Origin of the sequence: Streptomyces hawaiiensis (assembly GCF_004803895.1) — a bacterium.
Classification (GTDB): Bacteria; Actinomycetota; Actinomycetes; order Streptomycetales; family Streptomycetaceae; genus Streptomyces; species Streptomyces hawaiiensis.
This window is the reverse complement of the sequence record NZ_CP021978.1, coordinates 667190-692956: the sequence shown is the minus strand read 5'-3', so window position 1 is coordinate 692956 and position 25767 is coordinate 667190. Positions and strand designations below refer to the sequence as shown.

Genomic DNA, 25767 nt, shown 5'->3' with positions numbered 1-25767 from the left:
AACCTCCGAGGAGTCAATGGGGCGTGCTGGCCTGTGCGCACCGGCGGGGCGTCACTGCTTGACGCCGCCGGTGGCCAGACCGCTCTGCCAGTACCGCTGCAGGAGCAGGAAGGCGATGACGAGCGGGATGATGGAGAGCAGCGAGCCGGTCGTGACCAGAGCGAGCATGTTGCTGTTCGCACCGGATCCGCCGCCGACGGCCTGGGACGCCCAGGAGGAAAGGCCGACCGTCACGGGGTACAGCCGCGGGTCGTTCAGCATGATCAGCGGCAGGAAGTAGTTGTTCCAGGTCGCCACGAGCGTGAAGAGAACGACGGTCACCAGCCCCGGGGCCAGCAGGCGCAGCGCGATCGTGCAGAAGATCCGCAGTTCGCCGGCTCCGTCGATGCGCGCGGCCTCCAGCAGGCTGTCGGGTACGGCGTCCTGGGCGTAGATGCGCATGAGGTAGAGACCGAACGGACTGACGAGCGAGGGCAGGACGATCGCCCAGGGGGTGTTGACCAGATCGACCTTCGCGAAGAGCAGATAGGTCGGGATGGCCAGGGCGGTCGTCGGGATCATGATGGCGCCGAGCACCAGGGAGAAGGCGGCGTTGTCGCCGCGGAACCGGTACTTGGCGAACCCGTACCCGGCGCAGGCCGCCAGGAGCGCGGCACCGAGCGCACTGCCCACGGAATACAGGACCGTGTTGAGCAGCCAGTGCAGGAAGACCCCGTCGTCGTGCGTGACGGTCTCCCGGATGTTCTCCAGCAGCTGCGGAGCGTGCGAGAACCACAGCCCGAACGAGGTGAACAGGTCCTCGGTGCTCTTCGTCGACGCGACGGCCAGCCAGAACAGCGGCAGCAGGAAGTAGGCCAGGACGGCCAGCATGACGATGGTCAGCGGTGTGCTGTGGCGCCGGGCCGGCCTCCGGCGCCGCCGGTGAGCGGTGCGGGGCGCGCCGGACGCGGTGCTGCTCAGCGGCGCCCGGGAGGACGCGGCCGGGGGACTGGTGGTCGTCATGAGGTCCTCCTGCGGTTCGCGGTGAACAGGACGACGTAGGAGAAGATCACGATGACCAGACCGAGGAGGAAGGACACCGCGGCCGCGTAGTTGACCTGCTGTCCGGTGAAGGCGAGGGAGTAGGCGTAGAGGTTCGCGGTGTACGAACTGTCGATGACGTCGGGCGCGATGTCCTGCAGCAGCTTCGGCTCGTTGAACAGCTGGAAGCTGCCGATCACGGAGAACAGCAGGGTCAGCATCAGGGCCGGCCGCAGGGCGGGGAGCTTGATGGACCGGGCGATCCGCCAGGCGCCGGCGCCGTCCATCGCGGCGGCCTCGTACAGCTCCTTCGGGACGGTGCGCAGGGCCGCGTACAGGATGATCATGTTGTAGCCGACGAACTCCCAGGTCACGACGTTCGCCAGGCTGCTGAGCATCCATCCGTCGCTGAGGAAGTGGGGGACCGGCAGGCCGAACTTCTCGCCCAGCTGGGCGAACGGCCCGAAGTCCGGCCCGTACAGGTAGCCCCACATCAGGGTGGCGACCACGCTAGGGACGGCGTAGGGGACGAAGATGCCCAGGCGGATCACCCGCGCGAGCCGCAGCAGACCGCTGTCGAGCGCGAGCGCGAAGAGCAGGGCCAGCAGCAGCATCAGCGGGACCTGGATGACGAAGAACGCCGCGACCCGCAGGACCCCCTCCGCGAGGAGCGGGTCCTTCAGCGCGGCCACGTAGTTGTCCAGCCCGACGAACGTGGTCCCGCCTATGAGCCGTTCCTGGAACAGGCTGAGGTAGGCGGCGTAACCGAGCGGAGTGAGGAACATCAGCAGGAACAGCACCATGAACGGTGCGACGAACAGTGGACCTGCCGCACCATGACGCGGTCCGCCGAGCCGGCGACGCTTCGGCCCCGCTCGGCGCGGGTCCTCGGTGGAGGCCGCGGTTGTGGCGGTCATCATCGGGCCTTTCTGAGGGGGAGGGAGGGCTGGCCGGGTGCGGGTCCCGTGCCCTCGCGGTGAGGGTCGGAGCACGGGACCCGCGGGACCTCACGGGGCTTGGACGGAGAAGCCCTGCTTCTTGGCGTACGTGGTGAGCCGCGTCTGCCACGCGTCGAGCGCGGCGACGGTGTCCTTCTTCCTGGCGAGCGACGTGCCGACGGTCTCGGTCCAGTCGGTGACGGCCTGGTCGAGGAACGGAGGCCACTGGAAGTCGGGGCTGACCGTCTCGCCGATCTCGGCGAACAACTGGTTGACCTTCTGCCCGCCGTAGAAAGCGGACGTGTCGCCGGCGAAGGACGGGTCCGTGAGCAGTGGCTTCGTCGCCGGGAAGAACGACTGCTTGGTGCTGAAGAGCTTCGCGCTCTCCGGGTCGCTGTTGAGGAACTGCGCGAACACCGCCGCGGCGATCGGGTTCTCGGTCGCCTTGATGACCGCGCTGGTGGAGCCGCCCCAGTTGCCCGAGCTCGGCTTCGCCGCGTCCCACTGCGGCAGAGGCGCCGCACGCCACTTGCCAGCGGTGGACTTGGCCGAGCCGGAGAGGAAGACCGGCCCCCAGGCGGCGGTGATCCAGGTGGCGTACTTGCCCTTGTTGAGGGCGGAGAACCAGGCGTCGGTGAAGTCCGGCTCGACGCCGATGACTCCCTCCTGTGCCAGCCCGCCCCAGTAGGCCGCGAGCTTCTTGGAGACGGCGTCGTCGACGTTGATCGAGACATCGCTCTTGCCGGAGGTCGCGTAGGGCTTTGCCCCTGCCTGCCACAGCAGACCGTGCCAGGCGGCGGCCTCGTTCGCGGCCAGGTTGGTCAGGTAGACGTCCGGGTCCGCCTTGTGCAGCTTGCGGGCCGCGGCGGCGAAGTCGTCCCAGGTCTTCGGCGGCTCGATGCCGTGCTTGTCGAATATGTCCGCCCGGTACAGCATGCCCATGGGGCCGGTGTCCTGCGGGATCGCCCAGATCTCGCCCTTGGGGCCGCTGACCTGCCCCCACGTCCAGTCGACGAACGTGTCCTTCAGCTTGGACGCGCCGTACGGGCTCAGGTCCAGGAGGCTGTCCGTGATCGTGAACGTGGGAATGGCCTGATACTCCATCTGGACCACATCGGGCGCGCCCTCGCCGGCCTTGATCGCCGTGCGCAGTTTCGTGTAGTGGTCCACGCCCTGGCCCGCGTTGACGACCTTGACCTTGATGGCCGGGTACTTCTTCTCGAAGAGCGCGATCTCCTGCTTGATATCCGGGACCCAGGTCCAGAACGTCAGCTCGGTCGGAGTCTTCATCGCCTTGTCGATGTCGGCCTGGCCGGCCGGCTTGGCGGTGGAGGCGGAGCCGCCGTCGCTGCCGCCGCAGGCGGTCAGTGCGGCTCCGAGCGAGACCGCTCCCGCGGCGGTGAGGAAGAGCCGACGGCTCATCTGGGAGGTGTCGGGGGTGAAGCTGGCTCTGTGCATGGTGAACTCCCGCCAATGGCTGAGGGAATGGCACGCCGGGCTGGGACGTGCGCAACGAGGGAGACGAGAAGAGCTTGGGCGTGACGGCCAGGACGTGACGTCACCACGGCATGGGCACACGTATCAAACGGACTTCGCCCGGCGGGCGGTCCACCTGCCGGTGAGGTGGAAGCCGGCGGCTCGGGGAAGCAACGGGTGGAGCTGTGAACCGTTCGTGCGGCGAATCCGGTCGGTGGCTACCGCGTGAAGGTGGCCAGACGCGTCGCTCGCACCACGGGGGTGTCCGCACATGTGCGGCGGGCTCTGGGAAGGGGGAAGCGAGCGGAGACCGATTCGACGGCTCGCCTTGCGGCCGCGTGCCCGGAAGTGAGGAAAGCGGCGCGGGCCCTGCGCTGTTCAGCCGTGGTGGGAGGAACCTCCGTTCCGGGGCGGACTGTGTCGCCCCCCACTCGAACGGGAGGCGGCACTCCGGCCACGACCTGGGGTCATCCGGGTCGAAGGGGGCGCGGTCGAGCTGCGGATCACGAGGTCGACCGGGGGATCACTCGCCGGCATGGGGAGCGCCTGTGGATTCTCGATGGCATGGACGAGGCGCTTGAGTCCCTCCTGCGCCACGGCGTCGAACGGCTGACGCATCGTGGTGAGGGGAGGGGTCACATAGGGGGCCAGGGGGATGTCGTCGAAGCCGACGACGCTGACGTCCTCCGGCACACGCCGGCCTGCCTCCGCCAGTGCCCGGATGAGGCCGATCGCCATGTCGTCGTTGCCGGCGAACACCGCGGTCACCTCGCCGTCGCGGGCCAGTTCGCGGCCCGCCGCGTAGCCGGACGCGGCCGACCAGTCGCCCTCGACGACGGGCGGCACCGTCCTGCCGTGCGCGGTGAGCGCCGCCCGCCAGCCCTCCACGCGGTCCCGGGCGGCGTACCACCGCTGCGGGCCGGCGAGGTGGTGAACGGTGGCGTGCCCCAGCTCCAGCAGGTGCTCGGTGGCCGTTCGCGCCATCAGATCCGCGCCCGTGCCGGCGGCCAGTGCCCTGGGTGCCAGGATCGGGGGCGCGCCGAGGACGAGGACGGGCATGTCGACTCGGGCCGACAGGTCTCCCTCGTGCCCCTCGTCGATCGGCTCGGAGATGACGATGCCGTCCACGCCCTGATCGAGGAGCGACTCCACAGCGCCGGCGACTCCCGCGGGGTCGCCTTCCATCGTGTTGACCACACGGAGGGCGTAGCCCGTGTCCCGTGCGGCGCGCTCGACTCCCATGATCAGTGAGGCGGGCCCGTACAGGGCGGTGCCCAGCGTCACGACACCGATGGACCGCGTGCGTCCGGAAGCCAGCGCTCGGGCGGCGTTGTTCCGCCGGTATCCGAGTTCCTCGGCAGCGTCGAGAACGCGTCGGCGCACATCGGCGGAGACGTACGGCTCGTCGTTGAAGACACGGGACACCGTCTTCTGCGATACGCCCGCCAGGCGGGCCACATCCACACTGCGCGGTGCGCCGGAACCTCCGACCCGTCCTGCCTCTCGCGCCATGGTGTCTCCCGACGAATCGTGGTCCGAACCGCTGCTGTCCGAGGTGTGTCTGACTGCGCTGACATGTCTACGCAGTCATAACGCGGCCGTCAAGCGTCTGGAACAAATTCGTGCGCATGTCCTCCGCCCCGGCGGCGCCAGGTCAGCGAGATGCTCCGGAGGCGTCTAAGCGCGTCGTAGGCACCCCTCGGGCAGGGTGGCCCCCGTGCCGCACAGATGCTCGATGGCCGCGGCGAGAGAATGGCAGTCGAAGAGTGCCGAATGCTCCTGCCCGGCCGCGGGCCTCGGGAGGCCGAGCACCTGCCAGAGGCGGCCGACGTTGGACGTCGCCGTCGCCGGGGCGAGGGAGTTCAGCCACGGGCGGATGTTCAGGAAATGGGCGGGGAGGAAGCCGCTCTTGACCTCTTCCCCACGGGCGCGGGCCCAGCCGAGGTTCTCCCCGAGAACGACCATGTCATTTCCGTACGACAGCACGGACTGTCCCCGGCAGAACCCCAGAAATTCGCCCAGCGCCTCGGCCGGGGGAACTCCCTCGCGGTCGACACGGTCCTGGTCGATGCCGGTGAGGCCGGTGAAGTACGCGGACAGCCCCGGGTTGGTCACGGGCCGCACCAGTGCCTCGAACTCCTCGGCGACGGAGAAGTCCTCGCGCAGTCGCAGTGCCCCGATCTGCACGATCTCGCGAAGCTGCCCCGGTGCCCCCCAGTCCTGCTCGAGCGCTCCCTGCCATGACGTGAACTCGAGGTCGAACACGACGAACGTACGCAAGGCGTCTCCCTGTGGCACCGCGGTGGGCGCCAGGCTACTCCCGCGCGACAGCCGGCGTGCTCGTCATGTGCCGGGCACAGCTGTTTCTCGCGCGTCCAGGACCAGCACCGCGATGTGCAGGGACGTGCGCTGCAGACCTGATTCCAGGTCGCAGCCGAGGAGCCGTTCGATGGTGTGGAGGCGCTGGTAGTAGGCCTGCCGGGACATGCCGGCCAGTTTCGCCGCGACCGACTTGTTCCCGGCGGCCGTCAGATAGGCACGCAGCGCGGGCAGCAGGTCGCCGCTGTTGCGGTCGTCGTGCTCGATGAGGCGGGTCAGCTGCCGTTCCGCGTACCGCTGGAGGCGGGTGTCCTCGCGCAGGACACCCAGAAGTTCCGGCAGTTCCACATCGGCGGGGACGTAGAACCACCGCTCGGGGGAGGCCGGCGTGATGGCATCGGCCGTCTGCTCGGCCTCCTGCCACGAGCGGGCGATGCCGGAGAGGTCGGTCACGCCCGGGCCGACGGCGACGACGGCCTCCGGGCCGAGTTCCTCCCGGGCGAGACGGCCGATCCGCTCGGCGACCGGCTGCCAGGCGCTGGCCTGCGCCAGTGCGAGGAGGACACCGATCCGGCCCGGGGCCGTCTCGCCGACCAGGGCGCGGACGCCGGTCTGCGTCAGAGCCTTCGCGATCCGTTCGTCCAGCTGTTCGCCCTCGCCGCCGCGGCGGGTGTGGCGGATGACCACGGCGAAGAGGCGGTGCCCGAAGGCCGGCAACCCCAGCGCCTCGGCGCGGGCGCGGGCGTCGGCGGGGGAGCGGAAACGCCGTTCGCACAGATCGCGCAGTACGGAGCGGTGGGCGCGGCGCTCCCACCAGGCCGGCCCGGCCAGACGTGCCATGGTCAGCGCGACCGCCGCACGCTCCAGCACCAGGACGTGCTCCGGGTCGGGCTCCGTGTTCAGCCGGCTGTCCAGCAGGACCAGCCGCCCCCACAGCCCGTGATGGTCCTGCACCGGGGCGATCAGCCACCCCTCCGGACCGCTCGGCGCGAGCTTCTCCAGGGTCGGTGCGGCCCGGGAGCGCCGGGACCAGGCCGACACGACCGGCTCGTACGGCCGGCCGAGCAGCTCGCACATCAGGACCCGGTGGGTGAGATCCTCCAGCACCACCGGGGCTCCGGTGAGCTCAGCGGTGGTGTGCACCAGTTCCTCGGGGCCCGCGCCCCGCAGCGTCAGGGCAGTGAAAATGTCCTGGATGTCCCTGCCGCGGCGCAGCAGTGCCCCCTGGGCGTCAAGGATGAGCGCGTGCACCGTCTGCGTGACGTCGATGAAGCGGACACCGCGGGCCAGCTCGACCAGCGGTACCTCGCGGGCACGGCAGGCCGCCACCAGCTCGTCGGGCACCTTCCGGTAGCGGTGACCGAGCTCCACGATCAGGCCCGCCGCGCCGACGTCGGCGAGCTGGTCGACGTAGCCCCGCAGCTTGGAGGCGTCCTCCGGATACGGCATGCCGGTCGTCAGCACCAGCTCACCGCCCTCGAGGAAGTCGGCGGGGTTGAGCAGCTCGGTGACATGTACCCAGCGCACCGCGCGATGCAGTTGTGACGCACCGGCCAGGACGCGCGGCATCCCCTCGGCCAGCACCGGCAGGCGCAGAACCTCCGCGATGGTCGGGAAGTGCCCGGTTGCGGGATGTCTGGGCGGCATAGGGGGTGCTTTCTTCCGAGGGACCGTGGGTCACCTTCGCACCGGCCACTCACGGTGACAAGAGGGTGGAGGACACATTCCGAGGCCTGGACGTCGGCCGTGACAGACCGTCTCGAGAAGGCCGCCGGGTGGAACAGAGTGTGGGTTGACCTGCGTGTTCACCCGGGTCGAAAGTGAACGCCATCCCCAGCGGGACACGGACCGGAAGAGTCCGCACGGTGTCCGCCCGGTGCTGGGGCACCACTGTCACCGATGCCGCCCCCGGCGAAAGGAGCGACCTCATGCGCCGCATCCCCAAGCGCGTCGCCGTCATCGGCGCCGGCAGCATGGGCAGCCAGGTCATGTGGCGACTGGCCGCCCGCGGAGCCGAGGTCATCGGCTACGACCGGTACGCGCCGGGTCACGACCGCGGCGCCGCCGGTGGCGAGACTCGCATCTTCCGAGCCGTGCACCTCGGTGACCCCGGCTACATTCCGCTGCTGCGACTCGCCGACCGGATGTGGGACCGGCTCCAGCGCGAAACCGGCTTCTCGCTGCGCCGTCGCAGCGGATGCCTGGTGATGGGCGAGACCGAGTCTGCGTCCATGCGTCTCCTCCTCTCCGCCAGCACCACCCACCAGCTGGACCACGAGGTACTGGACCGGGAGGAACTCGCCCGTCGTTACCCGCAGCACCGACTCCCGGACGGGCACACGGCCGTGCTCGACCGGCAGGGCTCCACCATCAGGCCCGAGGCGTCGATCCAGGCCGCCGCCGCCCGCGCCGAGCAACTGGGCGCCCGGCTGCACCGCTACACGCCGGTGCGTGAGATCGCCCCGGCGCCGGGCGGTGGGGTGCACATCGTCACCGACCAGGGCACGGACCACGTGGACACCGCGGTGGTGACCGTCGGCCCGTGGGTCAACACCCTGCTCCCGGACCTTCCGCGGACGGTCGACATCCGCAGGCTGATCAGCTCCTGGCACATCCCCACCCGCCACGACTGGTTCGCGGGCGGCGCCCCCGCCTTCGTCCGCAGCACACCCCACGACTGCTACGGACTCCCGTCACCCGACGGCATCTCCGTCAAGCTGGGCCTCTCCCTGGCCCGCTACCTGCCCGTACCCGACCCCGAGCGGCTCGACCGCACGGTCCGCCCGGAGGAACTCGCCACCTTCCGCGAGCTCATTGCGGAGCTGATGCCCGACCTGAACCCCGACCCCATCCGGCTGTCGGTCTACATGGAGGGCTACACCGCCTCCGGAAATCCGCTCGTCGGTCATGTCCCCGGCGAGGACGACATCGTCGTCCTGGCCGGATTCTCCGGCAGCGGCTTCAAACTCTCGCCCGCCATGGGCGAGATCGCCGCCGACCTGGCGCTCGACGGCACGACGGACCATCCCGTCGGCTTCCTCGCACCGGCCGGAGCCGGCGCCGCCTGAACCCGCACCGGACCAGATCCAGCACCCTCCCCGAATCCACCCTGCCCGACGACATGTGAGGCACCTCCATGAGCGACCCCTCGTTCCGGCCGAAGTACGTCTCGTTCGACTGCTACGGCACGCTGATCGAGTACCCGATCACCCCCATCACGCGTGAACTCGTCGGTGACCAGATCCCCGCGGAACAGTGGGACCAGTTCGTGCGGGAGTTCCGCGGTTACCGCTACGACCAGGTCCGTGGCGAGTACTACGCCTACGAGCAGGTGCTGCAGGACTCCTTCGAGCGGGTCTGCCGCAAGTGGGGTGTGAAGGCGGCCCCGGACGCGGGCAAGCGGTTCGCCGACGGCGTGCGCAGCTGGGGCCCGCACGCCGACGTGCCCGAGCCGCTGAAGAAGATGGGCGAGAACTACAAGCTGGTCATCCTGTCCAACGCGGACGACTCCTTTCTCGAGGAGAGCGTGCCCCGGCTCGGGGCGGACTTCCACGCGGTCTTCACCGCGGAGCAGGCCGGCTACTACAAGCCCCGTTACGCCGCTTTCGAGTACATGCTCGACCAGCTCGACGCGTCTCCCGAGGACTTCGTGCACGTCTCCTCGCACACCCGCTACGACCTGATGCCGATGCACGACATGGGCTTCCGCAACCTGATCCTCCTGGACCGCGGCTACGACCCTGTCACCCACGGCTACGACTACGTGTCGGTCAAGTCCCTGGACGACCTCAACACCATGCTCGGCATCTGACCCAGACCCGTCGGTCCCCGCACGGATTCCCCGAACCCCCAGCGATCTCCAGGAGCTTTGCCATGGAAGGCAACCGGATAGGACGCAGAACCGTACTCCGCACCGCAGGCGCTCTGGCCGCTGCCTCGGCAGTGACCGGATGCGGCTCCCTCATGGGCAACGGCGAAAGCCGAAGCTCGTCGGGCGGTGGCGGCAAGAAGCGGCTCGTCGTCAGTAACAGCGGTGGCGCCTACAACGACGCGCTGACGAAGGCGATCTACGAGCCGTTCGCCAAGGAGACCGGCATCACGGTCACCACGGTCAACTACCAGTCCGCGCAGATCATCGCCCAGGTCAGGCAGGGCCGGCCGCAGGTCGACCTGATGGACAACAGCCTGCTCATCTTCCAGAAGATGGCGCGCCTTGAGTGTCTGGAGCCGGTGGACCATGACCGGCTGAAGAGTGTCAAGGGTGCCGGTATCGCAGAGCACAACCTGCCGGAGTACGCGGTCGGCAAGAACGTGTGGGCGAGCCTGATGGCCTACCGCACGGACAGTCTGAAGCGCGCACCGAAGGGCTGGGGCGACTTCTGGAACACCCACTCCTTCGCCGGTCCGCGCTCCCTGCAGAGCGCTGAAGCGGACTACCCGGAGCTGGAGTTCGCGCTGCTGGCCGACGGGGTTCCGCTGGACAAGCTGTACCCGCTGGATGTGGACCGGGCGTTCGCCTCGATGTCGCGGATCCGCGGCGAGGTGAAGAAGTTCTGGAACACCGGCGCCCTGCCGGCGGTGCTACTGGGCCGCAAGGAGGTCGTCATGACCAGCCTGTGGAGCGGTCGCGCGGACGAGCTGATCAAGCAGGGGGTGCCGGTCGCCTACCAGTGGAACGGCGCCCGGCGGCTCACCAACGGCTGGGGGATCCCGAAGGGCGCGGACAACACGGACGCCGCCTACAAGCTGATCGACTTCTCGCTGCGTCCCGAGGTGCAGGCGGCTTTCGCCAAGCTCTTCCCGCAGGGACCGGTCGTCCCCGCTGCCACCAAGCTCCTCTCGGACGACGTTCTGGCCACGCTGCCGACCTCGCCCCAGAACCTGAAGACCGGGTTCGACACCGATGTGGCCTGGTGGGACAAGAACCTGGAGTCGGTCACCAAGCACTGGAGGGAGTGGGCCGATGCCTGAGCAGACCAAACTCCTCGCCTCGGCCCTGGCCCCGGGCTCCAACTCGCTGACCGGTAAGTCGTTGTCCGTGACGGGGCTGCGGAAGTCCTACAGCGGGACGACGGTGGTCGACGGTGTGGACATGGAGATCGCGGCGGGTGAGTTCGTCACCTTCCTCGGCTCCTCCGGCTCCGGCAAGACGACGACGCTGATGATGCTGGCCGGGTTCACCGAGCCCGACTCCGGCAGCATCGCCGTGGACGGCCGGGACATCACCAAGCTCAACCCCGGCAAGCGGGACTTCGGTTTCGTCTTCCAGCAGTACCTGCTCTTCCCCCACATGACCGTCAGCGAGAACGTCGCCTTCCCTCTGCAACTGCGCGGTGTGGCCAAGGAGGAGATCCGCCGCCGCGTGGGCGAGACCCTGGAGGCGGCGGGCCTGTCGAAGTTCGCCGGCCGCAAGCCGCGTGAGCTGTCCGGTGGCCAGCAGCAGCGTGTGGCGCTGTGCCGGGTGCTGGTCTACCGTCCGCCGATCGTGCTGATGGACGAACCGCTGGGCGCGCTGGACAAGAAGCTGCGCGACCAGATGCAGACCGAGATCAAGTCCATTCAGCGTGAACTCGGCCTGACTGTCGTCTATGTGACGCACGATCAGGAGGAGGCCCTGGTCCTGTCGGACCGGATCGCCATCATGAAGGACGGCCGCATCGAGCAGTTCGACACCCCCCGCGGCCTGTTCGAACGCCCCCGCACCCCCTTCGTCGCCGACTTCCTCGGCGCCGCCAACTTCCTCACCGGCAAGGTCGAGGACGGCGGAGACGGCTGCACCCGGGTGCGGCTGGACACCGGCGGCGTGCTCACGGCCCGCGCCCACCCCTGCCTGCCCGGACAGAGCGTGCGCGCCGCCGTGCGGCCGGGCAAGCTGCGCCTGGTCAGCGCCGAGGAGAGCTGCTGTACCGGCACGGTCGAGACGGCCGTCTACGTCGGCACACTGACGCGGATCACGGTCCGCCTGGACGGCGCGGCCCCCGGCACACCGCCCCTGCGGATCGAGACCGCCGGCGTCCCGCCCCGCACGGGCGAGCGGGTCTGTGTCACCGCCGACCGGGACGACGTCAGCGTCTTCGACGTCACGGACGGGGGGTGAGCCGTGGCCGGCACCGCTGTCGCACCCACCAAGGTGCGTGTCAAGACGTCCGAGAAGCGCGGACACCGCTCCCGCACCGCCCTGGTCAACGCCGTGCCCGTCACGGTGTTCCTGCTGATCCTGTTCGTCTACCCGATCATCGGCGTCCTTTCCCTCAGCCTCAAGGGCGACAGTGGCGGCTTCACACTCCACTGGTACGCCGACGCCCTCAGCGGTGTGAACCTGTCGGTGCTGATGTCCACCCTGCGGATCTCCGCTGAGACGGCGGTGCTGAGTCTGCTGGTGGGTTTCGTCCTGGCGCACGCCATCGCCCGGATGCGGCCGGTGTTCGCGGCGCTGGCGATGCTGATCGTGGTCGTGCCGCACTTCATCAGCGCCCTGGTGCGCACCTACGGGTGGATCATCATGCTCGGTGAGCACGGGCTCATCAACACCCTGCTGACCTCCGTGCACGCTCCCGGGGCCCCGTATTCGCTGCTGTACAACGAGACCGGTGTGGTCATCGGCACCACCTCCGTCATGCTCCCCTACACCGTCCTGGTCCTCCAGGGCGTGATGCGCGGGGTCGACGGCCGGCTCCTGGCCGCGGCGGCAGGCTTCGGCGCCTCCCGCCTGACGATCTTCACCAGGATCTATCTGCCGCTGGTCGCGCCCGGCATCGGCACCGCGGGCCTGCTCAGCTTCATCCTGTGCCTGGGCTACTACATCACCCCCGCCCTGATGGGCGGCGACAAGCAGACCGTCGTCGCCGCGCTGATCGACCAACAGGTGATGAAGCAGGACCAGTGGAACTCCGCCGCCGCCTTCGGCGTCATCCTGCTCCTGCTCACCTTCGCCGGCCTGGGCGTGCTCGGCCTGGCCAAGCTCCGCCGCAAGAAGACGGCCGCACGAAGGAGCAGCTCATGATGGAACTGCCCCCCACCCGGGCCGGACACATCGGCCGCGGCCTGAGCGCCACCGCGATCCTGCTGTTCCTGGCCATGCCCATCGTGATCATCCTGGTCACCTCCTTCGGCGCGGACGGCATCGGAACCTTCCCGCCGCAGGAGTACAGCACCCGCTGGTACGAGCAGATGGCCGCACCCGGCGGCAACTGGGCCACCTCCATCGCCCTGTCCAGCCTCATCGCCTCGCTGACGACGGTGTTCTCCCTGATCCTGGGCGTCACCGCCGCCATGGCCCTGGCCCGTGGCCGGCTGCCCCTGCACGCCGCGGTCTACGGGCTGGTCCTGGCTCCGATGCTCATCCCGCAGGTGGTCATCGCGCTCGGCCTGTTCCTGTTCTTCGAACCCGCCGGCATGCTCGGCAGCCCCCTGGCCATCGCCCTCGGCCACACCGTGCTCGCCGCACCCATCGCCGTCCTCATCATGATCTCCACCCTGAAGGGCATCGACGAACGACTCGAAGACGCCGCCGCCAGCATGGGCGCCAGCCGGATGACCATCGCCCGCCGCATCACCTTCCCGCTGGCCACCCCCGGCCTGATCGCGGCAGCGGTGTTCTCCTTCATCACCAGCTTCGACGAGTTCTTCATCGCCCAGTTCCTGTCCACCCCCGACACCCGAACCCTGCCCGTACTCGTCTTCAACGCGCTGCAGTTCGACGTCGACCCGACCGTCACCGCGGTCAGCGCCGTCCTCATCGCCCTGGCCATCCTCGCCCTCGCCCTGGTCGCCCTCGTCCGCAAACTCGGCGGACACCGCAACGGCCAGAGCGCCCTCCCCATCGAACCCCTCACCTGAGCCTCGCGTCGGCACGGGCCGCGCCACCGCTGACAGCGCCGTCGGCCGGGCCTCCGCCGAGCCCGGCCGCGCCCTCCCCGAACACTTCCGCAGGAGACCCGAAATGAAGACGATCCCGTACTGGGTGGAAACCGCCGGGGCGTTCCCCGACCGGTCCGGCAAGCCAGTGACCGAGGACACCGACCTGGTGGTCATCGGCGCCGGACTGACAGGTCTGTCCACCGCCCTCCACTCCGCCCGCAAGGGCGCCCGTGTCACCCTTGTCGAGAAGAGCCAGATCGGCTCCGGGGCCTCCGCACGCAACGGCGGCATGGCGAACCTGGGCTTCACCATCGGCATACACCAGGCCATCCGCCGCTACGGACTCGAACGGGCCCGCGAGATCTACAACTCCTACGGCGAAGCCGTGGACACCGTCGAGCGGCTCGTGAGCGAGGAGTCCATCGACTGCCAGTTCCGTCGCGTCGGACGCCTGGGCGTGGCGTCCCGCCCCGCGCACTTCGAGAGCAAGAAGGCCCAGCAGCGCGACCTGGCCAAGTACTTCGGACACGAGACCACGCTGGTCGGCAAATCCGAGCTGCGTGCCGAGATCGGATCCGACGCCTACCACGGCGGCCTGCTCGACCCGTTCAGCGCGGCACTGCACGTCGGCCGCTTCGTGCGCGGCATGGCCGAGGCGTGCGAGCGCACCGGTGTCGAGATCCACGAGCGCAACGCGGCCATCGGCGTACGGCGTACCGCCGCCGGCCGGTTCGAGGTCAGCACCGAGCGCGGTGTGATCCGTGCCGGGCAGGTCATGATGGCCACCGACGCCTACACGGACAAGAACTTCCCGTGGCTGCGTCGCCAGCAGGTCTGCCTGGGCAGCTTCATCATCGTGACCGAGCCGCTCGGCGAGGAGCTCGCCCGGGACATCATCCCGAAGGCCCGCCTCATCGTCGACTCCAACCAGGTATGCCACTACTTCCGGCTCACCCCGGACAACCGGCTGCTGTTCGGCGGCCGCGCCCGCTTCGCACCGTCCGACCCCACCTCGGACAAGAAGAGCGGACAGGTGCTGTTCCGGGAGATGTGCGAGATCTTCCCCCAACTCGCCCGAACGAAGGTCGAGTACGTGTGGGGCGGCTCCGTCGGCTTCGCGATGGACCGTATCGTGCACGCCGGGCAGACCGACGACGGCGTGTACTACTCCATGGGATACGCGGGCCACGGCGTGCAGATGGCCACGCACATGGGGCAGGTCATGGCCGAGGTGATGGACGGCCACCCCGAGGCCAGCCCCGTCCGCGACCTGGCCCCGCCCCGCATCCCGCTCTACAACGGCACCGCCTGGTTCCTGCCCTTCGCGGGCGCCTACTACAAGACGCTGGACCGCATCCGCTGACCCTGCGGCAGCGCACCTCTACGCATACAAGGAGACCCCGAGATGACTGTCGTCCACGATGTTCCCAAGCAGCTTTTCATCGGCGGCGGTTGGCAGGACGCGGAGTCCGGCCGGACGCTGTCCGTCGACAACCCGGCCACCGGCGAGGAGCTGTGCCGGGTCGCCGACGCCTCCCCGGCCGACGGGCAGCGTGCCGTCGAGGCGGCGGTCGCGGCGCAAGCCGGCTGGGCCGCGACCCCGCCCCGGGTGCGCAGTGAGATCCTGCGCCGCGCCTACGACATCATCATCGCGCGCACCGAGGACCTCGCGCTGCTGATGACCTTGGAGATGGGCAAGCCCCTGGCCGAGGCGCGGGCCGAAGTCGCCTACGGCGCCGAGTTCTTCCGCTGGTTCTCCGAGGAAGCCGTGCGTATCGACGGCGGCATGATGACCGCCCCCGACGGCCGCAACCGCCTCCTGGTCACCCGCCAGCCCGTCGGCCCCTGCCTGCTCATCACCCCCTGGAACTTCCCCCTGGCGATGGGCACCCGCAAGATCGGCCCCGCCATCGCCGCCGGCTGCACCATCGTCCTCAAACCCGCCCCCCAGACCCCCCTGACCAGCCTCGCCCTCGCCGCGATCCTGAAGGAAGCAGGCCTGCCCGACGGCGTGCTGAACATCATCGTCACCACCGACGCCGCCGGCGTCGTCGAGCCCCTGCTGCGCGGCGGGCAGATCCGCAAACTCTCCTTCACCGGCTCAACCGGCGTCGGCCGGATCCTGCTGGCCCAGTGCGCCGACACCGTCATCCGCACCAGCATGGAACTGGGCGGCAACGCCCCCCTCATCGTCTTCGACGACGCCGACCTCGACACCGCCGTCGAAGGCACCATGGTCGCCAAGATGCGCAACATGGGCGAATCCTGCTGCGCCGCCAACCGCATCTACGTCCACACCTCCATCGCCGAGGAGTTCGCCACCCGCCTGGCCACCCGCATGGCCGCGCTGAAGGTCGGCGACGGCACCCAACCCGGCACCGACGTCGGCCCCCTCATCGACATGGCCGGCCGCAGCAAGGCCCACGACGTCGTGTGCGACGCCGTCAAGCGCGGCGCCACCGTCCTCACCGGCGGCGAACTCCCCGAAGGCCCCGGCTCCTTCTACCCACCCACCGTCCTGACCGGCATCACCCCCGACGCCGCCATCAACGACACCGAGGTCTTCGGCCCCGTCGCCGCCCTCCTCACCTTCGACACCGAGGACGAGGCCGTCACCGCCGCCAACGACACCGAATTCGGCCTCGCCGCCTACCTGTTCACCCAGAACCTCGACCGCGCCCTGCGCGTCAGCGAGCGTCTGGAGACCGGCATGATCGGCCTCAACACCGGACTCGTCTCCAACCCCGCCGCCCCCTTCGGCGGCGTCAAACAGTCCGGCCTCGGCCGCGAAGGGGGCCGCGTCGGCATCGGCGAGTTCCTCGAGTACAAGTACATCGCCATCCCCACCGGAGCCTGACATGCCCGACCGCCTCGTCGTCCTGTACCGGGGCAACCGGCCACCCGCCACCGGGCTCATCGAACGCCTCGCGGACACCGTCTACGCCACCGAAGAGGAACTGCCCTACCTCCTTCCCGGCGCCGACGCCCTCCTGGCCTGGGTGACCATCACCCCGGCCATCCGCGAAGCCTGGCCCGACAACCCGGAGAAGGCACCCCGCTGGGTCCACGCGGCCTCCGCGGGCGTGGACTCCTTCCTGTTCCCCGCGCTGGTGGACGATCCGGGCGTGGTCCTGACCAACGCCCGTGGGGTCTACGATCAGCCGGCCGCCGAGTACGTCCTCGGGCTGATCCTCGCCCTCGCCAAGGACTTTCCCGGCACCTGGGAGCACCAGCAGCGCCGCGAGTGGCGTCCGCGCCCCAGTGACGGCATCACCGGACGGACCGTGCTGGTCTGGGGGACGGGGCCGATCGGCCGGGCCGTCGCCCGGCTGCTGCGCGCCGTCGGGATGCGGGTCTGCGGCGCGGGCCGCAAGGCCCGCACGGACGACCCCGACTTCGGCACGGTCCACGGTGCGACCACCCTGCACTCCGCCTTGGCGGCGGCGGACTACGTCGTCCTGGCCGCACCCCTCACCCCGGACACCCGGCGCATGGTCGACGCCCCCGTGCTCGCCGCCATGAAGCCGGGAGCGCGACTGATCAACGTCGGCCGGGGCGGACTCGTCGACGAGGAGGCGCTGGTCGACCACCTCGCCGCCGGACGCCTCGCCGGCGCCGCCCTGGACGTCTTCGCCCAGGAACCGCTGCCCGCCGAATCGCCCCTGTGGGACATGCCCGGTGTGCTGATCTCCCCGCACACGGCGGGCGAGACCACCGGCGAGCGGGAGGCGCTCGTCGAGGTGTTCCTCGACAACCTCACCCGGCACATCGAGGGCCGGCCGCTGCGCAACGTGGTGGACAAGCGGCGCGGCTACGTGAGCGAGGAGAAGCGCCCCGCCTGAGGGCGAGGAGCAGGCGCCCCGGCCGGTGAAAGCTACCGGCCGGGGCGCGTGCTACTCGCCCTTTCCGCGTCCCAGCACGCCGGCCGTCACCGCCAGCACGGACAGCACCACCAGCGCCGCGGCCGGGCCGAGGACGGTCCAGGGGGCCAGTTCGGCGTACGGCTGGTTCTCCGAGAGGAGGCGGCCCCACTCCGGGGTGGGCGGCTGTTCGCCCAAACCCAGGAAGCCCAGGGAGGCCAGGACCAGGACGGTGGTGGGCAGCCGGAGCACGGCGTTGCGCAGCAGGGCCGGGACCACCGAGGGCAGCAGGTGGCGGCGCAGGAGGTGCAGCCGCCCGGCGCCGAGTGCGACGGACGCGGCGATGTGCCCGCTCGCGCGTTCCTGTTCGAGCAGCGCTGCCGTCTGGGCGGCGTACGGGCTCCAGCCGACCACGCAGACCGCGCAGGCCGCACCCCACACCGACGGTCCGGTCACGCCCGCGATCAGCAGGCCCGCGAGGACGGCGGGCAGGGTGGACACGACCTCCGTCGGGCCCGCGCTCGCTCTCGGTGCCATGCCCAGCAGCAGTCCGGTGACGGCGCTGACCGTCGTCACGACGAGGGCGACCCCGGCCGTGCGCAGCGCCCCGTGGCCCAGCCGGGCCAGCAGGTCACGCCCCAGGGCGTCCGTGCCCAGCGGGTGTTCGAGGGACGGGGGCAGCAGTCGTGCCGCCGTGTCGACCTGGAGCGGGTCGCGCAGGAGGCCCGCTGTCACCAGGGCGAGCAGGGCCAGCGCACAGACCGCGGTGATCCAGCGCAGGGAGCGCGGCACCGTGAGCGGAGGCCGGTGCAGGGTCGGCAGGGCACCGTCGCGCAGAGGCCGGCCGAGGAGGGCGTGGCGCAGGGCGCGGATCACCATGCCCGCGGCGACGCCCAGCAGGATTAGAGCCAGGGTCGCCGTCTGCAGCACGGGGAGGTCCTGCGCGACGGCCGCCTCCAGGGCGAGCCGGCCGAGCCCGGGAATGTTGAAGATCTTCTCCACGGCGACCGCACCGCCGACCAGGGCCACCACGCTCGGCAGCAGCTGCGGCAGTATGCCGGGCAGGGTGCGGCGCAGCCCGTTGCGGCCGATGTGACGGGGCGGGAGCCCGGTGGCGTAGGCCGTGCGCGCCCAGGGTTCGTGGAAGGCGGCGGGCAGCGCCTGGTCGAGCAGCCCGCCGAGCACCGCGCCCGACGGGACGCCCAGCGCGAGCGAGGGCAGCACCATCGACTGCGGACCCTCCCACCCGCTGGAGGGGAACCATCCCCACCACACCCCGCACACGGTGGCCAGCACCGAGGCGAGCAGGAACTTCGGCAGCGACGCGAGGACGGCGGCCGGGGTGCCCGCCCGGTCCTGCCGCAGCCGGCGCCGGGAACCGAGGAAGACCGTCCGGGCACACACCAGTCCGGCGACCAGCGCCGTGACCGCGAACGCGCCCAGCATCAGCGTCAGGGAGACCGACAGGGCCGTCCCCACCTGCGGCATGACCGGTGCGCCGGAGACCCATGAGACGCCCGCGTCCCCGCGGGGCAGGCCGCCCAGCCAGTGCGCGAGGTGGACCCAGGGGCCCTCGTCCAGGCCCAGCTGATCGCGCACGGTGGCCAGTTCAGCCGGTGTGGGGTTCTGGTCGGCGGAGCGCGCGCGGAGCACCGTACGGGCCGGGTCGGCGCCGGACAGCCAGGGGAGCAGGGCCACGGCGCCGAGCAGTGCGGTGCCGGCGAGCACACGGCCGGCCGCCGCCGGCCAGAGGGACGGGCGGGCGGCGGCGGGGGTGTGCGCGAGACTCATGCGGGCTACTTCAGGCGCGTGTCGACGTCGATCAGGGACCGCTCGCGCGGGTCGAGGAGCACGCCCTCGACGCCGTCCGCGATGCCCTGCACGGCCTGCTCGTGGACCAGCGGCACCACCGCGTCGGTGCGCAGGATCTCCGCCTCCGCCCGCATGATCTTCTCCCGGCGGCTCTCGGTGTCCCGCTCCGCCGCGGCGGCCCGGATGGCCTTGTCCACCGCGGCGTTCTTCAGGCCGGCGATGTTGTAGACGCCCTCGCTGGTGAAGTCGCTGGCCAGGTAGTCCACCGCGTCACCGGTGTCGAGCAGCGTCACCCGCGAGAAGACCAGGGCGTCGTACTTCCCGGCGAGGAGGTCGCTCTCCATCTGCGTGTACTCGCGCACGTCCTGCTTCACGGTGAACCCGGCCTTCTCCAGCTGCTGCTGGAGCACGGTCGCCGCCTCGGGCAGTTCGGCCCGGTTGGTGTAGGTGGCCAGCCGCAGCGTCCTGCCCTTGGTGCCGGTCCGCACCTCGGCGGCGGTCGCGGCCTGGGCACGGCCCGTCACCTCGACGCGCTTGTCGGCCGCCCAGGGGACGGCGGGCCCGAACAGGCCCTGCGCGGGGTCGGCGTAGCCGCCGAAGACGGAGTCGACCAGCGCGGAGCCGTCGACGGCGTCGCGGGCGGCGGCGCGCAGCCCGGCGTCGGTGAACAGGCCGCTGCCGGTGTTGAGGATCAGGCTGTCGGTGCGCACCGAGGGGACCTCGTGCCGGGTCGCCTTGTCGAGCAGTTTCGCCTGGGCGGTCGGGATCCACTCGGCGATGTCGGTCTCGCCGCCGCGCAGCGCGTTGGCACGGGCCGTCCCGTCCGCGATCCAGCTGACGTCGATGCCGGGCGCCTTCGCCTTGCCGCCCCAGTAGCCGTCGAAGCGGTCGAGAGCTGCCTTGGTCTTGCCGTTCAGCCGGGTGATCTCGAACGGACCCGTGCCGGTGCCGACGGGGCTGACCGTGCCTTCTTTCGTGTACGCCTTCGCCGACAGGATCGCCAGCGCGGGGCTGGCCAGCCGCAGTGGCAGTACCGGGTCGGGCGACTTGGTGGTGAGGGTGACGGTGTCGGCGTCGTCGGCCTTGGCGGTCAGTGACACGTCGCTCAGGACGCGGGGCTTGGGCTTGGCCGCGCTCGCGTGGTCGAGCGCGTCGACGACGGCCTGGGCGGTGAGCTCGGTGCCGTCCTGGAACTCGGCCTTGCGCAGCTCGAAGGTCCAGGTGGTGTCGCCGTCCTGCTTCCAGGACTTCGCCAGGGCGGGCTTGGCCGTGCCGTTCTTGTCGAGGGCGGTGAGACCCTCGGCGACGGACAGCTTGCTCAGCACGGTGGCGTCGTTGCTGTACGGGGACAGCGCCTGCACCGGCGGCACGGCCAGCGCGACCCGCAGCCGCCCGCCCGATCCCGCGCCGGTGTCGCTGTCGCCGGATGCGAAGCAGCCGGCCAGCAGAGGGGTGAGAGCGAGCGCCGCTATGAGGCCGCGGGAGGTGGTGCGCATGTCGGATCCTGTCGTGCGAGAGATCGGGCAGGCCGCTGCGGCCCGGGCCGGGGCTTGATCGGCGACGTCAGCATATAAGGGGAGCCTTACCAAACCCTCAGCCGGGTAGGTGAAAACTCAACGAATGGGCGGCCGTAGGTCGAACCAGGGCCTCTCGACCTGCTGTTCGAGCTGTGTCATCGTGTGCGCCGGGCGGAGGTGAGACGATGACCGGCGCGGACCCGGGGCTGTTCGGTCCGGAATCGGTGACCTGGCAGTTGCACAGCGACCCCGTCATGTGGATCGCGGGTGTCCGGGCGCTCTACCTCCAAGCCCTGCATCCACGGGCGGTACGCGGAGTCATGCAGAACTCCGACTTCCGGCGTGACGCCTGGGGCCGGCTGATGCGCACCGCCGGCTTCGTCGGAACGACGACGTACGGCACCACCGAGGCCGCCGAACGCGCCGGTGCCCGGGTCCGGAAGATCCACCGCATGCTGACCGCGACCGACCCGGACACCGGCGAGCGCTACGGCGTCGACGAACCCGCGCTGCTCATGTGGGTGCACTGCGCCGAGATCGACTCCTATCTGACTGTCGCGCGCCGATCCGGGTTCCGGCTCACCGACGCCGAGGCCGACCGCTACGTCGCCGAACACCGGGAGAGCGCCCGCCTGGTGGGCCTCGATCCCGACGCCGTACCGGGGGACCGGGCCGCGATGGCCGAGTACTTCGAGAAGGTGCGCCCGGACCTGGCCGCCGGACCCGAGGCACGCGAGGTGGACGACTTCCTGCTCCGCCCGCCGACGCACCCGCTCCTCGTACCGGCGCGCGAGGTGCTGTGGCGGCGCGTGGCGCATCTGGCGTACGCCTCCTTGCCGCCGTACGCCCACGAGTTGTACGGCAGACCGGCCCCCGCACCCGCCACCGTCACCCGCCAACTGCGTCTCGCGGGCCTCCTGCTGCGCCGTGTTCCCGCACGTGTGCGGTGGCAACTCCCGCCCAAACACATCCTGCGGGCCATGGCGAGGCTCGGCCCCGGCGCGCGTCCGGCACCGTACAAACTCGGACGATAGGCCGCCATACTGGGTGGGCCAGGGGGGCGGGCGAACAGCTACCGGGGGGAGCGTCGCGCGACATGGGGGACAGCAGGCTCATCCATGGCCGTTACCGGCTGCTCGATCTGATCGGGCGAGGCGGCATGGGCGAGGTGTGGCGGGCACGGGACGAGTCCCTGGGCCGGCACGTCGCCGTCAAGTGCCTCAAACCGCTGGGCCCGAACCACGACCACGCCTTCACCCGCGTGCTGCGCGAGCGGTTCCGCCGCGAGGCCCGCGTGGCCGCCGCGCTGCAGCACCGGGGCGTCACCGTCGTGCACGACTTCGGCGAGTCCGACGGCGTCCTCTACCTCGTCATGGAGCTGCTGGACGGCCGCAACCTCAGCCAGCTCCTGGAGGACAACAAGCAGCACCCGCTGCCGGTCGCGGACGTCGTGGAGATCGCCGAGCAGGTCGCCGCAGCCCTCGCCTACTGCCACGAACAGGGCATCGTCCACCGGGACCTGAAGCCCGCCAACATCGTGCGGCTCGGCGACGGCACCGTGAAGATCTGCGACTTCGGCATCGCCCGCCTCGGCCACGACATCGGCTTCACCTCCAGACTGACCGGCACCGGCATCGCCATGGGCACCCCGCACTACATGTCCCCGGAGCAGATCGGCGGCGACGGGGTCGACCACCGCAGCGACCTCTACTCGTTCGGCTGCGTCCTGTACGAGATCGCCACCGGCGTACCGCCGTTCGACCTCGATGACGCCTGGGCGATCCTCGTCGGCCACCGCGACACCCCGCCCCGCCCGCCGCGCGAGCACCGCGCCGAACTGCCCGAGTACCTGGAACGGGTCGTCCTCGACCTGCTCGCCAAGGAACCCGCGCAACGACCCGGCGACGCCCGCGAGCTGGCCCGCCGGATCAGCGCCCACCGGGCCGCGCCGGCGTACGTGACCGCCGTCGCGGCGACCCGCCCGGCTCCCGGCGTGCCGGCGGGCGCGGGCCGGTTGCCGTCCTGGACCCGCGGCATGACCACCGGCCACAAGGCGACCGGCACGGGGCTGCGCACCACACCCGCGGACCCGTCGGCGGGGCTGTCCGGCGAGTGGATCGCACGGCCCGCCACCGGCCCCGTCGTCGAGGAACCCGTACCCGTGGAGCGGCCCACCCCGCCCACGGAGGTCCTGACCGCCCTGGCCGGCCGGCACAACGCGGGCCTGAGCCTGGGCCGGCTCGGCCGCTGGGCGGAGGCGGGCGAGGTGCACCGGGCGGTCGCCGCCGAACGCGAGCACCTCCTCGGCCCCGACCACCCCGACACCCTCTCCAGCCGCTACGAGGTCGCCTTCACCCTGAGCCGCACCGGCCGCGCCGCGGACGCCCTGCGCGAGTACAAGCACGTCACCGAGGCCAGGATCCGCACCCTCGGCGCCGAGCACCCCGACACCCTGGCCGCCCGCCAGGAGATGGCCTACGTGCTCGGTCAGCTGGGCCGCCCCTTCGACGCCCACCGCGTCTACACGTCGGTGCTCACGGCCCGCGAGCACCTCATGGGCCCCGACCACCCCGACACCCTGCGCTGCCGCCACAACCTCGCCTTCAACCTCAGCCGCCTCGGCCGTCTGGAGGACTCGTACCGCATGGCCCGCGAGGTGGCCACCGCCCGCGCCCGCGTGCTCGGCCCGGACCATCCCGACACGCTCGTCACCCGCTACGAAGTCGCGTACGCGCTCGGCCAGCTGGGCCGCTGGTCGGAGGCCCTGGAGACCTACCGCGAGGTTGCCGAGGCCCGCGGCCGCGCCCTCGGCCCCGACCACCCCGACACCCTCGCCGCCCGGCACGAGACCGGCATCAGCCTGGGCCGCCTCGGCCGCAGCGCGGAGGCCCTGGACCTCTACCGCGGCCTGGCCGAGGACCGCGGCCGGAGCCAGGGCCCCACCCACCCCGAGACCCTGCGCGCCCGCCACGGCCGCTGCGTCAACCTCGGACGGCTCGGCCGCTGGGAGGAGGCCCTGGCCGAATCCCGTGACGTGGCCGCCCTCCGCGAGCAGGTCCTCGGCCCCGACCACCCGGACACCCTGGTCAGCCGCCGCGAGGTCGCCGTCGGCCTCGGCTGGCTGGGCCGCTGGGCCGACGCGCTCACCGAGTACCGGCGCGTGGCCACCGCCCGCGAACGCGTCCTCGGCCCCGACCACCCCGACACCCTCGCCAGCCGCAACGACGAGGCCCACTGCCTGGAACAGCTCGGCCGCAGTGTTGAGGCCGTCGCCCTGTACCGAAGAGTGGCGGCCCTGCGGGAACAGCGGGCCGCGGCGGGGCGCTGACCGCCGAGCGGGCGGGCGCCGCCTGGCCGACCCGGATCACCCCGTGTTACCAAGAACCATGACCGCACCCGAGGGACCCCGCGCACACCGGACGTACGACGCTGTCATCGTCGGCGGCGGCCACAACGGCCTGGTCGCCGCCGCCTATCTGGCCCGGGCCGGCCGCTCCGTGCTGGTCCTGGAGCGGCTGGACCACACGGGCGGCGCGGCGGTGTCCACTCGGCCCTTCGCCGGGGTCGACGCCCGGCTGTCCCGCTACTCCTACCTGGTCAGCCTGCTGCCGAAGAAGATCGTCCGGGACCTCGGCCTGGACTTCCGGGTCCGCACCCGCACCGTCTCCTCCTACACACCCGCCGAGCGTGACGGCCGGCCCACCGGACTCCTCGTCGGCGGCGGCGAACGGCGCACCCGGGAGGCGTTCACCCGGCTCACCGGCTCCGACCGCGAGTACCGGGCCTGGCAGGCGTTCTACGGCATGACCGGCCGCGTCGCCCAGCGGGTCTTCCCCACCCTCACGGAGCCACTGCCCACCCGCGACGAACTGCGCCGCCGCCTCGACGACGAGGAGGCCTGGCGGGTGCTGTTCGAGGAGCCGATCGGCGTCGCCGTGGAGGAGCACTTCGCGGACGACCTGGTGCGCGGCGTCGTCCTCACCGACGCGCTCATCGGCACCTTCGCCGACGCCCACGACCCCTCCCTGAAGCAGAACCGCTGCTTCCTCTACCACGTGATCGGCGGCGGCACCGGCGACTGGGACGTGCCGGTCGGCGGCATGGGAGCCCTCACCGACGCCCTCGCCGACACGGCCCGCGCGGCGGGCGCGGTCCTCGCGACCGGCCACGAGGCGCTGCGCATCGCCACGGACGGCCGAACCGCCGAGGTCACGTATCGCACGGCCGAGGGCGAAGGCACCGTCGCCGCCCGGCACGTCCTGGTGAACGCCGCACCGCAGGCCCTGGCGAAACTGACCGGCGACACGCCCCCGCCGCCCGCCGAGGGCGCCCAGCTCAAGGTCAACATGCTGCTCAAGCGGCTGCCGCGGCTGCGCGACAGCTCCGTCGACCCGCGCGAGGCCTTCGCCGGCACCTTCCACATCGCCGAGGGCTACGAGCAACTGGCCGCCGCCCACGCCCAGGCCGCCGCCGGCGACCTGCCCGCCACGCCGCCCTCCGAGATCTACTGCCACTCGCTCACCGACCCGACCATCCTCGGGTCCGGCCTGGCCGAGCAGGGCTACCAGACGCTCACCCTCTTCGGTCTGCACACCCCGGCCCGCCTGTTCGAGCGGGACAACGACGCCGTACGCGAGGACCTGCTGAAGTCCACCCTCGCCCAGCTCGACGCCCACCTGGCCGAACCCCTCGCCGACTGCCTGGCCACCGACGCGGACGGACGTCCCTGCATCGAGGCCCGGACCCCGCTCGACCTGGAGGCGGACCTCGGCCTGCCCGGCGGCAACATCTTCCACCGCGAGCTGAGCTGGCCCTACGCCCAGGACGGCACCGGGCGCTGGGGCGTGGAGACCGGGCACGCCACCGTGCTGCTGTGCGGGGCGGGCGCGGTGCGCGGGGGCGGCGTCAGCGGGGTGCCGGGGCACAACGCGGCCATGGCCGTGCTGGAGAACAGCCCCGAGTGAG

General features: G+C 71.1%; 20 protein-coding genes. 12 read left to right on the top strand and 8 right to left on the bottom strand.

Annotated features, from left to right (window positions below):
- Nucleotides 1-51: 51 nt before the first annotated feature.
- The 6 genes from CEB94_RS03275 to CEB94_RS03250 all read right to left on the bottom strand — a co-directional run bounded on the left by CEB94_RS03275 (nucleotide 52) and on the right by CEB94_RS03250 (nucleotide 7400).
- Nucleotides 52-1002: a carbohydrate ABC transporter permease gene (locus CEB94_RS03275; RefSeq protein ID WP_175430721.1), complete on the bottom strand. Its 951-nt coding sequence runs from the start codon at nucleotides 1000-1002 to the stop codon at nucleotides 52-54.
- Nucleotides 999-1937, bottom strand: a complete 939-nt coding sequence (locus CEB94_RS03270; RefSeq protein ID WP_175436866.1) for a carbohydrate ABC transporter permease — start codon at nucleotides 1935-1937, stop codon at nucleotides 999-1001. Before CEB94_RS03270 ends, CEB94_RS03275 begins: the two co-directional genes overlap by 4 nt.
- Nucleotides 1938-2027: 90 nt before the next feature.
- Nucleotides 2028-3416 carry an ABC transporter substrate-binding protein gene (locus CEB94_RS03265; protein ID WP_175430720.1) on the bottom strand — a complete coding sequence of 463 codons (1389 nt, stop codon included), beginning with the start codon at nucleotides 3414-3416 and terminating at the stop codon, nucleotides 2028-2030.
- 396 nt (nucleotides 3417-3812) lie between these two features.
- Nucleotides 3813-4946 (bottom strand): LacI family DNA-binding transcriptional regulator, encoded by a 1134-nt coding sequence (locus tag CEB94_RS03260; RefSeq protein ID WP_246111693.1) that lies wholly within the window; start codon nucleotides 4944-4946, stop codon nucleotides 3813-3815.
- Between the two features lie 165 nt (nucleotides 4947-5111).
- Nucleotides 5112-5714, bottom strand: coding sequence for a 3'-5' exonuclease (locus CEB94_RS03255; protein ID WP_175430719.1), 603 nt, complete (start codon nucleotides 5712-5714; stop codon nucleotides 5112-5114).
- 63 nt (nucleotides 5715-5777) lie between these two features.
- Nucleotides 5778-7400: a PucR family transcriptional regulator gene (locus CEB94_RS03250; protein ID WP_175430718.1), complete on the bottom strand. Its 1623-nt coding sequence runs from the start codon at nucleotides 7398-7400 to the stop codon at nucleotides 5778-5780.
- Nucleotides 7401-7681: 281 nt separating this feature from the next.
- On the opposite strand from CEB94_RS03250, the gene solA reads away from it, so the two are divergent.
- The 9 genes from solA to CEB94_RS03205 all read left to right on the top strand — a co-directional run bounded on the left by solA (nucleotide 7682) and on the right by CEB94_RS03205 (nucleotide 17455).
- Complete coding sequence (gene solA, locus CEB94_RS03245; protein ID WP_175430717.1) at nucleotides 7682-8821, top strand: N-methyl-L-tryptophan oxidase; 1140 nt, start codon at nucleotides 7682-7684, stop codon at nucleotides 8819-8821.
- A gap of 68 nt (nucleotides 8822-8889) precedes the next feature.
- Nucleotides 8890-9564: a haloacid dehalogenase type II gene (locus tag CEB94_RS03240; protein WP_031143703.1), complete on the top strand. Its 675-nt coding sequence runs from the start codon at nucleotides 8890-8892 to the stop codon at nucleotides 9562-9564.
- A 62-nt stretch (nucleotides 9565-9626) separates the two neighbouring features.
- On the top strand, nucleotides 9627-10724 hold the full coding sequence (locus CEB94_RS03235) for an ABC transporter substrate-binding protein (RefSeq protein WP_175430716.1): 1098 nt from the start codon (nucleotides 9627-9629) through the stop codon (nucleotides 10722-10724).
- Complete coding sequence (locus CEB94_RS03230; protein ID WP_175430715.1) at nucleotides 10717-11850, top strand: ABC transporter ATP-binding protein; 1134 nt, start codon at nucleotides 10717-10719, stop codon at nucleotides 11848-11850. The genes CEB94_RS03235 and CEB94_RS03230 overlap by 8 nt, the downstream gene beginning before the upstream one ends.
- Nucleotides 11851-11853: 3 nt before the next feature.
- A complete protein-coding gene (locus CEB94_RS03225; protein WP_246111692.1) occupies nucleotides 11854-12756 on the top strand; it encodes an ABC transporter permease in 903 nt (300 codons plus the stop codon).
- Nucleotides 12753-13592, top strand: coding sequence for an ABC transporter permease (locus CEB94_RS03220; protein ID WP_246111691.1), 840 nt, complete (start codon nucleotides 12753-12755; stop codon nucleotides 13590-13592). The genes CEB94_RS03225 and CEB94_RS03220 overlap by 4 nt, the downstream gene beginning before the upstream one ends.
- Before the next feature lie 103 nt (nucleotides 13593-13695).
- The gene (locus CEB94_RS03215; RefSeq protein WP_175430714.1) at nucleotides 13696-14976 is read left to right on the top strand and encodes an NAD(P)/FAD-dependent oxidoreductase; all 1281 of its coding nucleotides are present in this window, start codon (nucleotides 13696-13698) and stop codon (nucleotides 14974-14976) included.
- Between the two features lie 42 nt (nucleotides 14977-15018).
- Nucleotides 15019-16470 (top strand): NAD-dependent succinate-semialdehyde dehydrogenase, encoded by a 1452-nt coding sequence (locus CEB94_RS03210; protein WP_175430713.1) that lies wholly within the window; start codon nucleotides 15019-15021, stop codon nucleotides 16468-16470.
- Nucleotide 16471: 1 nt separating this feature from the next.
- Entirely contained in the window at nucleotides 16472-17455 is a 984-nt protein-coding gene (locus CEB94_RS03205) for a D-2-hydroxyacid dehydrogenase (RefSeq protein WP_175430712.1), read from the top strand.
- Between the two features lie 51 nt (nucleotides 17456-17506).
- Here the strand turns inward: CEB94_RS03205 and CEB94_RS03200 are convergent, their stop codons facing one another.
- Together CEB94_RS03200 and CEB94_RS03195 are read right to left on the bottom strand one after the other, a co-directional pair.
- Nucleotides 17507-19264, bottom strand: a complete 1758-nt coding sequence (locus tag CEB94_RS03200; RefSeq protein WP_175430711.1) for an ABC transporter permease subunit — start codon at nucleotides 19262-19264, stop codon at nucleotides 17507-17509.
- A gap of 5 nt (nucleotides 19265-19269) precedes the next feature.
- Entirely contained in the window at nucleotides 19270-20781 is a 1512-nt protein-coding gene (locus CEB94_RS03195) for an ABC transporter substrate-binding protein (protein WP_175430710.1), read from the bottom strand.
- 206 nt (nucleotides 20782-20987) lie between these two features.
- Here CEB94_RS03195 and CEB94_RS03190 point away from each other — a divergent pair, with 206 nt between their 5' ends.
- From CEB94_RS03190 to CEB94_RS03180, 3 genes are all read left to right on the top strand, one after another.
- Entirely contained in the window at nucleotides 20988-21836 is an 849-nt protein-coding gene (locus CEB94_RS03190) for an oxygenase MpaB family protein (RefSeq protein WP_175430709.1), read from the top strand.
- A gap of 62 nt (nucleotides 21837-21898) precedes the next feature.
- Nucleotides 21899-24130, top strand: a complete 2232-nt coding sequence (locus CEB94_RS03185) for a serine/threonine-protein kinase (RefSeq protein ID WP_175430708.1) — start codon at nucleotides 21899-21901, stop codon at nucleotides 24128-24130.
- Nucleotides 24131-24188: 58 nt separating this feature from the next.
- Nucleotides 24189-25766 carry a phytoene desaturase family protein gene (locus CEB94_RS03180; RefSeq protein WP_175430707.1) on the top strand — a complete coding sequence of 526 codons (1578 nt, stop codon included), beginning with the start codon at nucleotides 24189-24191 and terminating at the stop codon, nucleotides 25764-25766.
- Nucleotide 25767: the final 1 nt, after the last annotated feature.

Coding starts and splice junctions, on each gene's coding strand:
- CEB94_RS03275 (WP_175430721.1), bottom strand. CDS start 1,002: ATGACGACCACCAGTCCCCCGGCCGCGTCCTCCCGGGCGCCGCTGAGC.
- CEB94_RS03270 (WP_175436866.1), bottom strand. CDS start 1,937: ATGACCGCCACAACCGCGGCCTCCACCGAGGACCCGCGCCGAGCGGGG.
- CEB94_RS03265 (WP_175430720.1), bottom strand. CDS start 3,416: ATGCACAGAGCCAGCTTCACCCCCGACACCTCCCAGATGAGCCGTCGG.
- CEB94_RS03260 (WP_246111693.1), bottom strand. CDS start 4,946: ATGGCGCGAGAGGCAGGACGGGTCGGAGGTTCCGGCGCACCGCGCAGT.
- CEB94_RS03250 (WP_175430718.1), bottom strand. CDS start 7,400: ATGCCGCCCAGACATCCCGCAACCGGGCACTTCCCGACCATCGCGGAG.
- solA (WP_175430717.1), top strand. CDS start 7,682: ATGCGCCGCATCCCCAAGCGCGTCGCCGTCATCGGCGCCGGCAGCATG.
- CEB94_RS03240 (WP_031143703.1), top strand. CDS start 8,890: ATGAGCGACCCCTCGTTCCGGCCGAAGTACGTCTCGTTCGACTGCTAC.
- CEB94_RS03235 (WP_175430716.1), top strand. CDS start 9,627: ATGGAAGGCAACCGGATAGGACGCAGAACCGTACTCCGCACCGCAGGC.
- CEB94_RS03230 (WP_175430715.1), top strand. CDS start 10,717: ATGCCTGAGCAGACCAAACTCCTCGCCTCGGCCCTGGCCCCGGGCTCC.
- CEB94_RS03220 (WP_246111691.1), top strand. CDS start 12,753: ATGATGGAACTGCCCCCCACCCGGGCCGGACACATCGGCCGCGGCCTG.
- CEB94_RS03215 (WP_175430714.1), top strand. CDS start 13,696: ATGAAGACGATCCCGTACTGGGTGGAAACCGCCGGGGCGTTCCCCGAC.
- CEB94_RS03210 (WP_175430713.1), top strand. CDS start 15,019: ATGACTGTCGTCCACGATGTTCCCAAGCAGCTTTTCATCGGCGGCGGT.
- CEB94_RS03205 (WP_175430712.1), top strand. CDS start 16,472: ATGCCCGACCGCCTCGTCGTCCTGTACCGGGGCAACCGGCCACCCGCC.
- CEB94_RS03200 (WP_175430711.1), bottom strand. CDS start 19,264: ATGAGTCTCGCGCACACCCCCGCCGCCGCCCGCCCGTCCCTCTGGCCG.
- CEB94_RS03195 (WP_175430710.1), bottom strand. CDS start 20,781: ATGCGCACCACCTCCCGCGGCCTCATAGCGGCGCTCGCTCTCACCCCT.
- CEB94_RS03190 (WP_175430709.1), top strand. CDS start 20,988: ATGACCGGCGCGGACCCGGGGCTGTTCGGTCCGGAATCGGTGACCTGG.
- CEB94_RS03185 (WP_175430708.1), top strand. CDS start 21,899: ATGGGGGACAGCAGGCTCATCCATGGCCGTTACCGGCTGCTCGATCTG.
- CEB94_RS03180 (WP_175430707.1), top strand. CDS start 24,189: ATGACCGCACCCGAGGGACCCCGCGCACACCGGACGTACGACGCTGTC.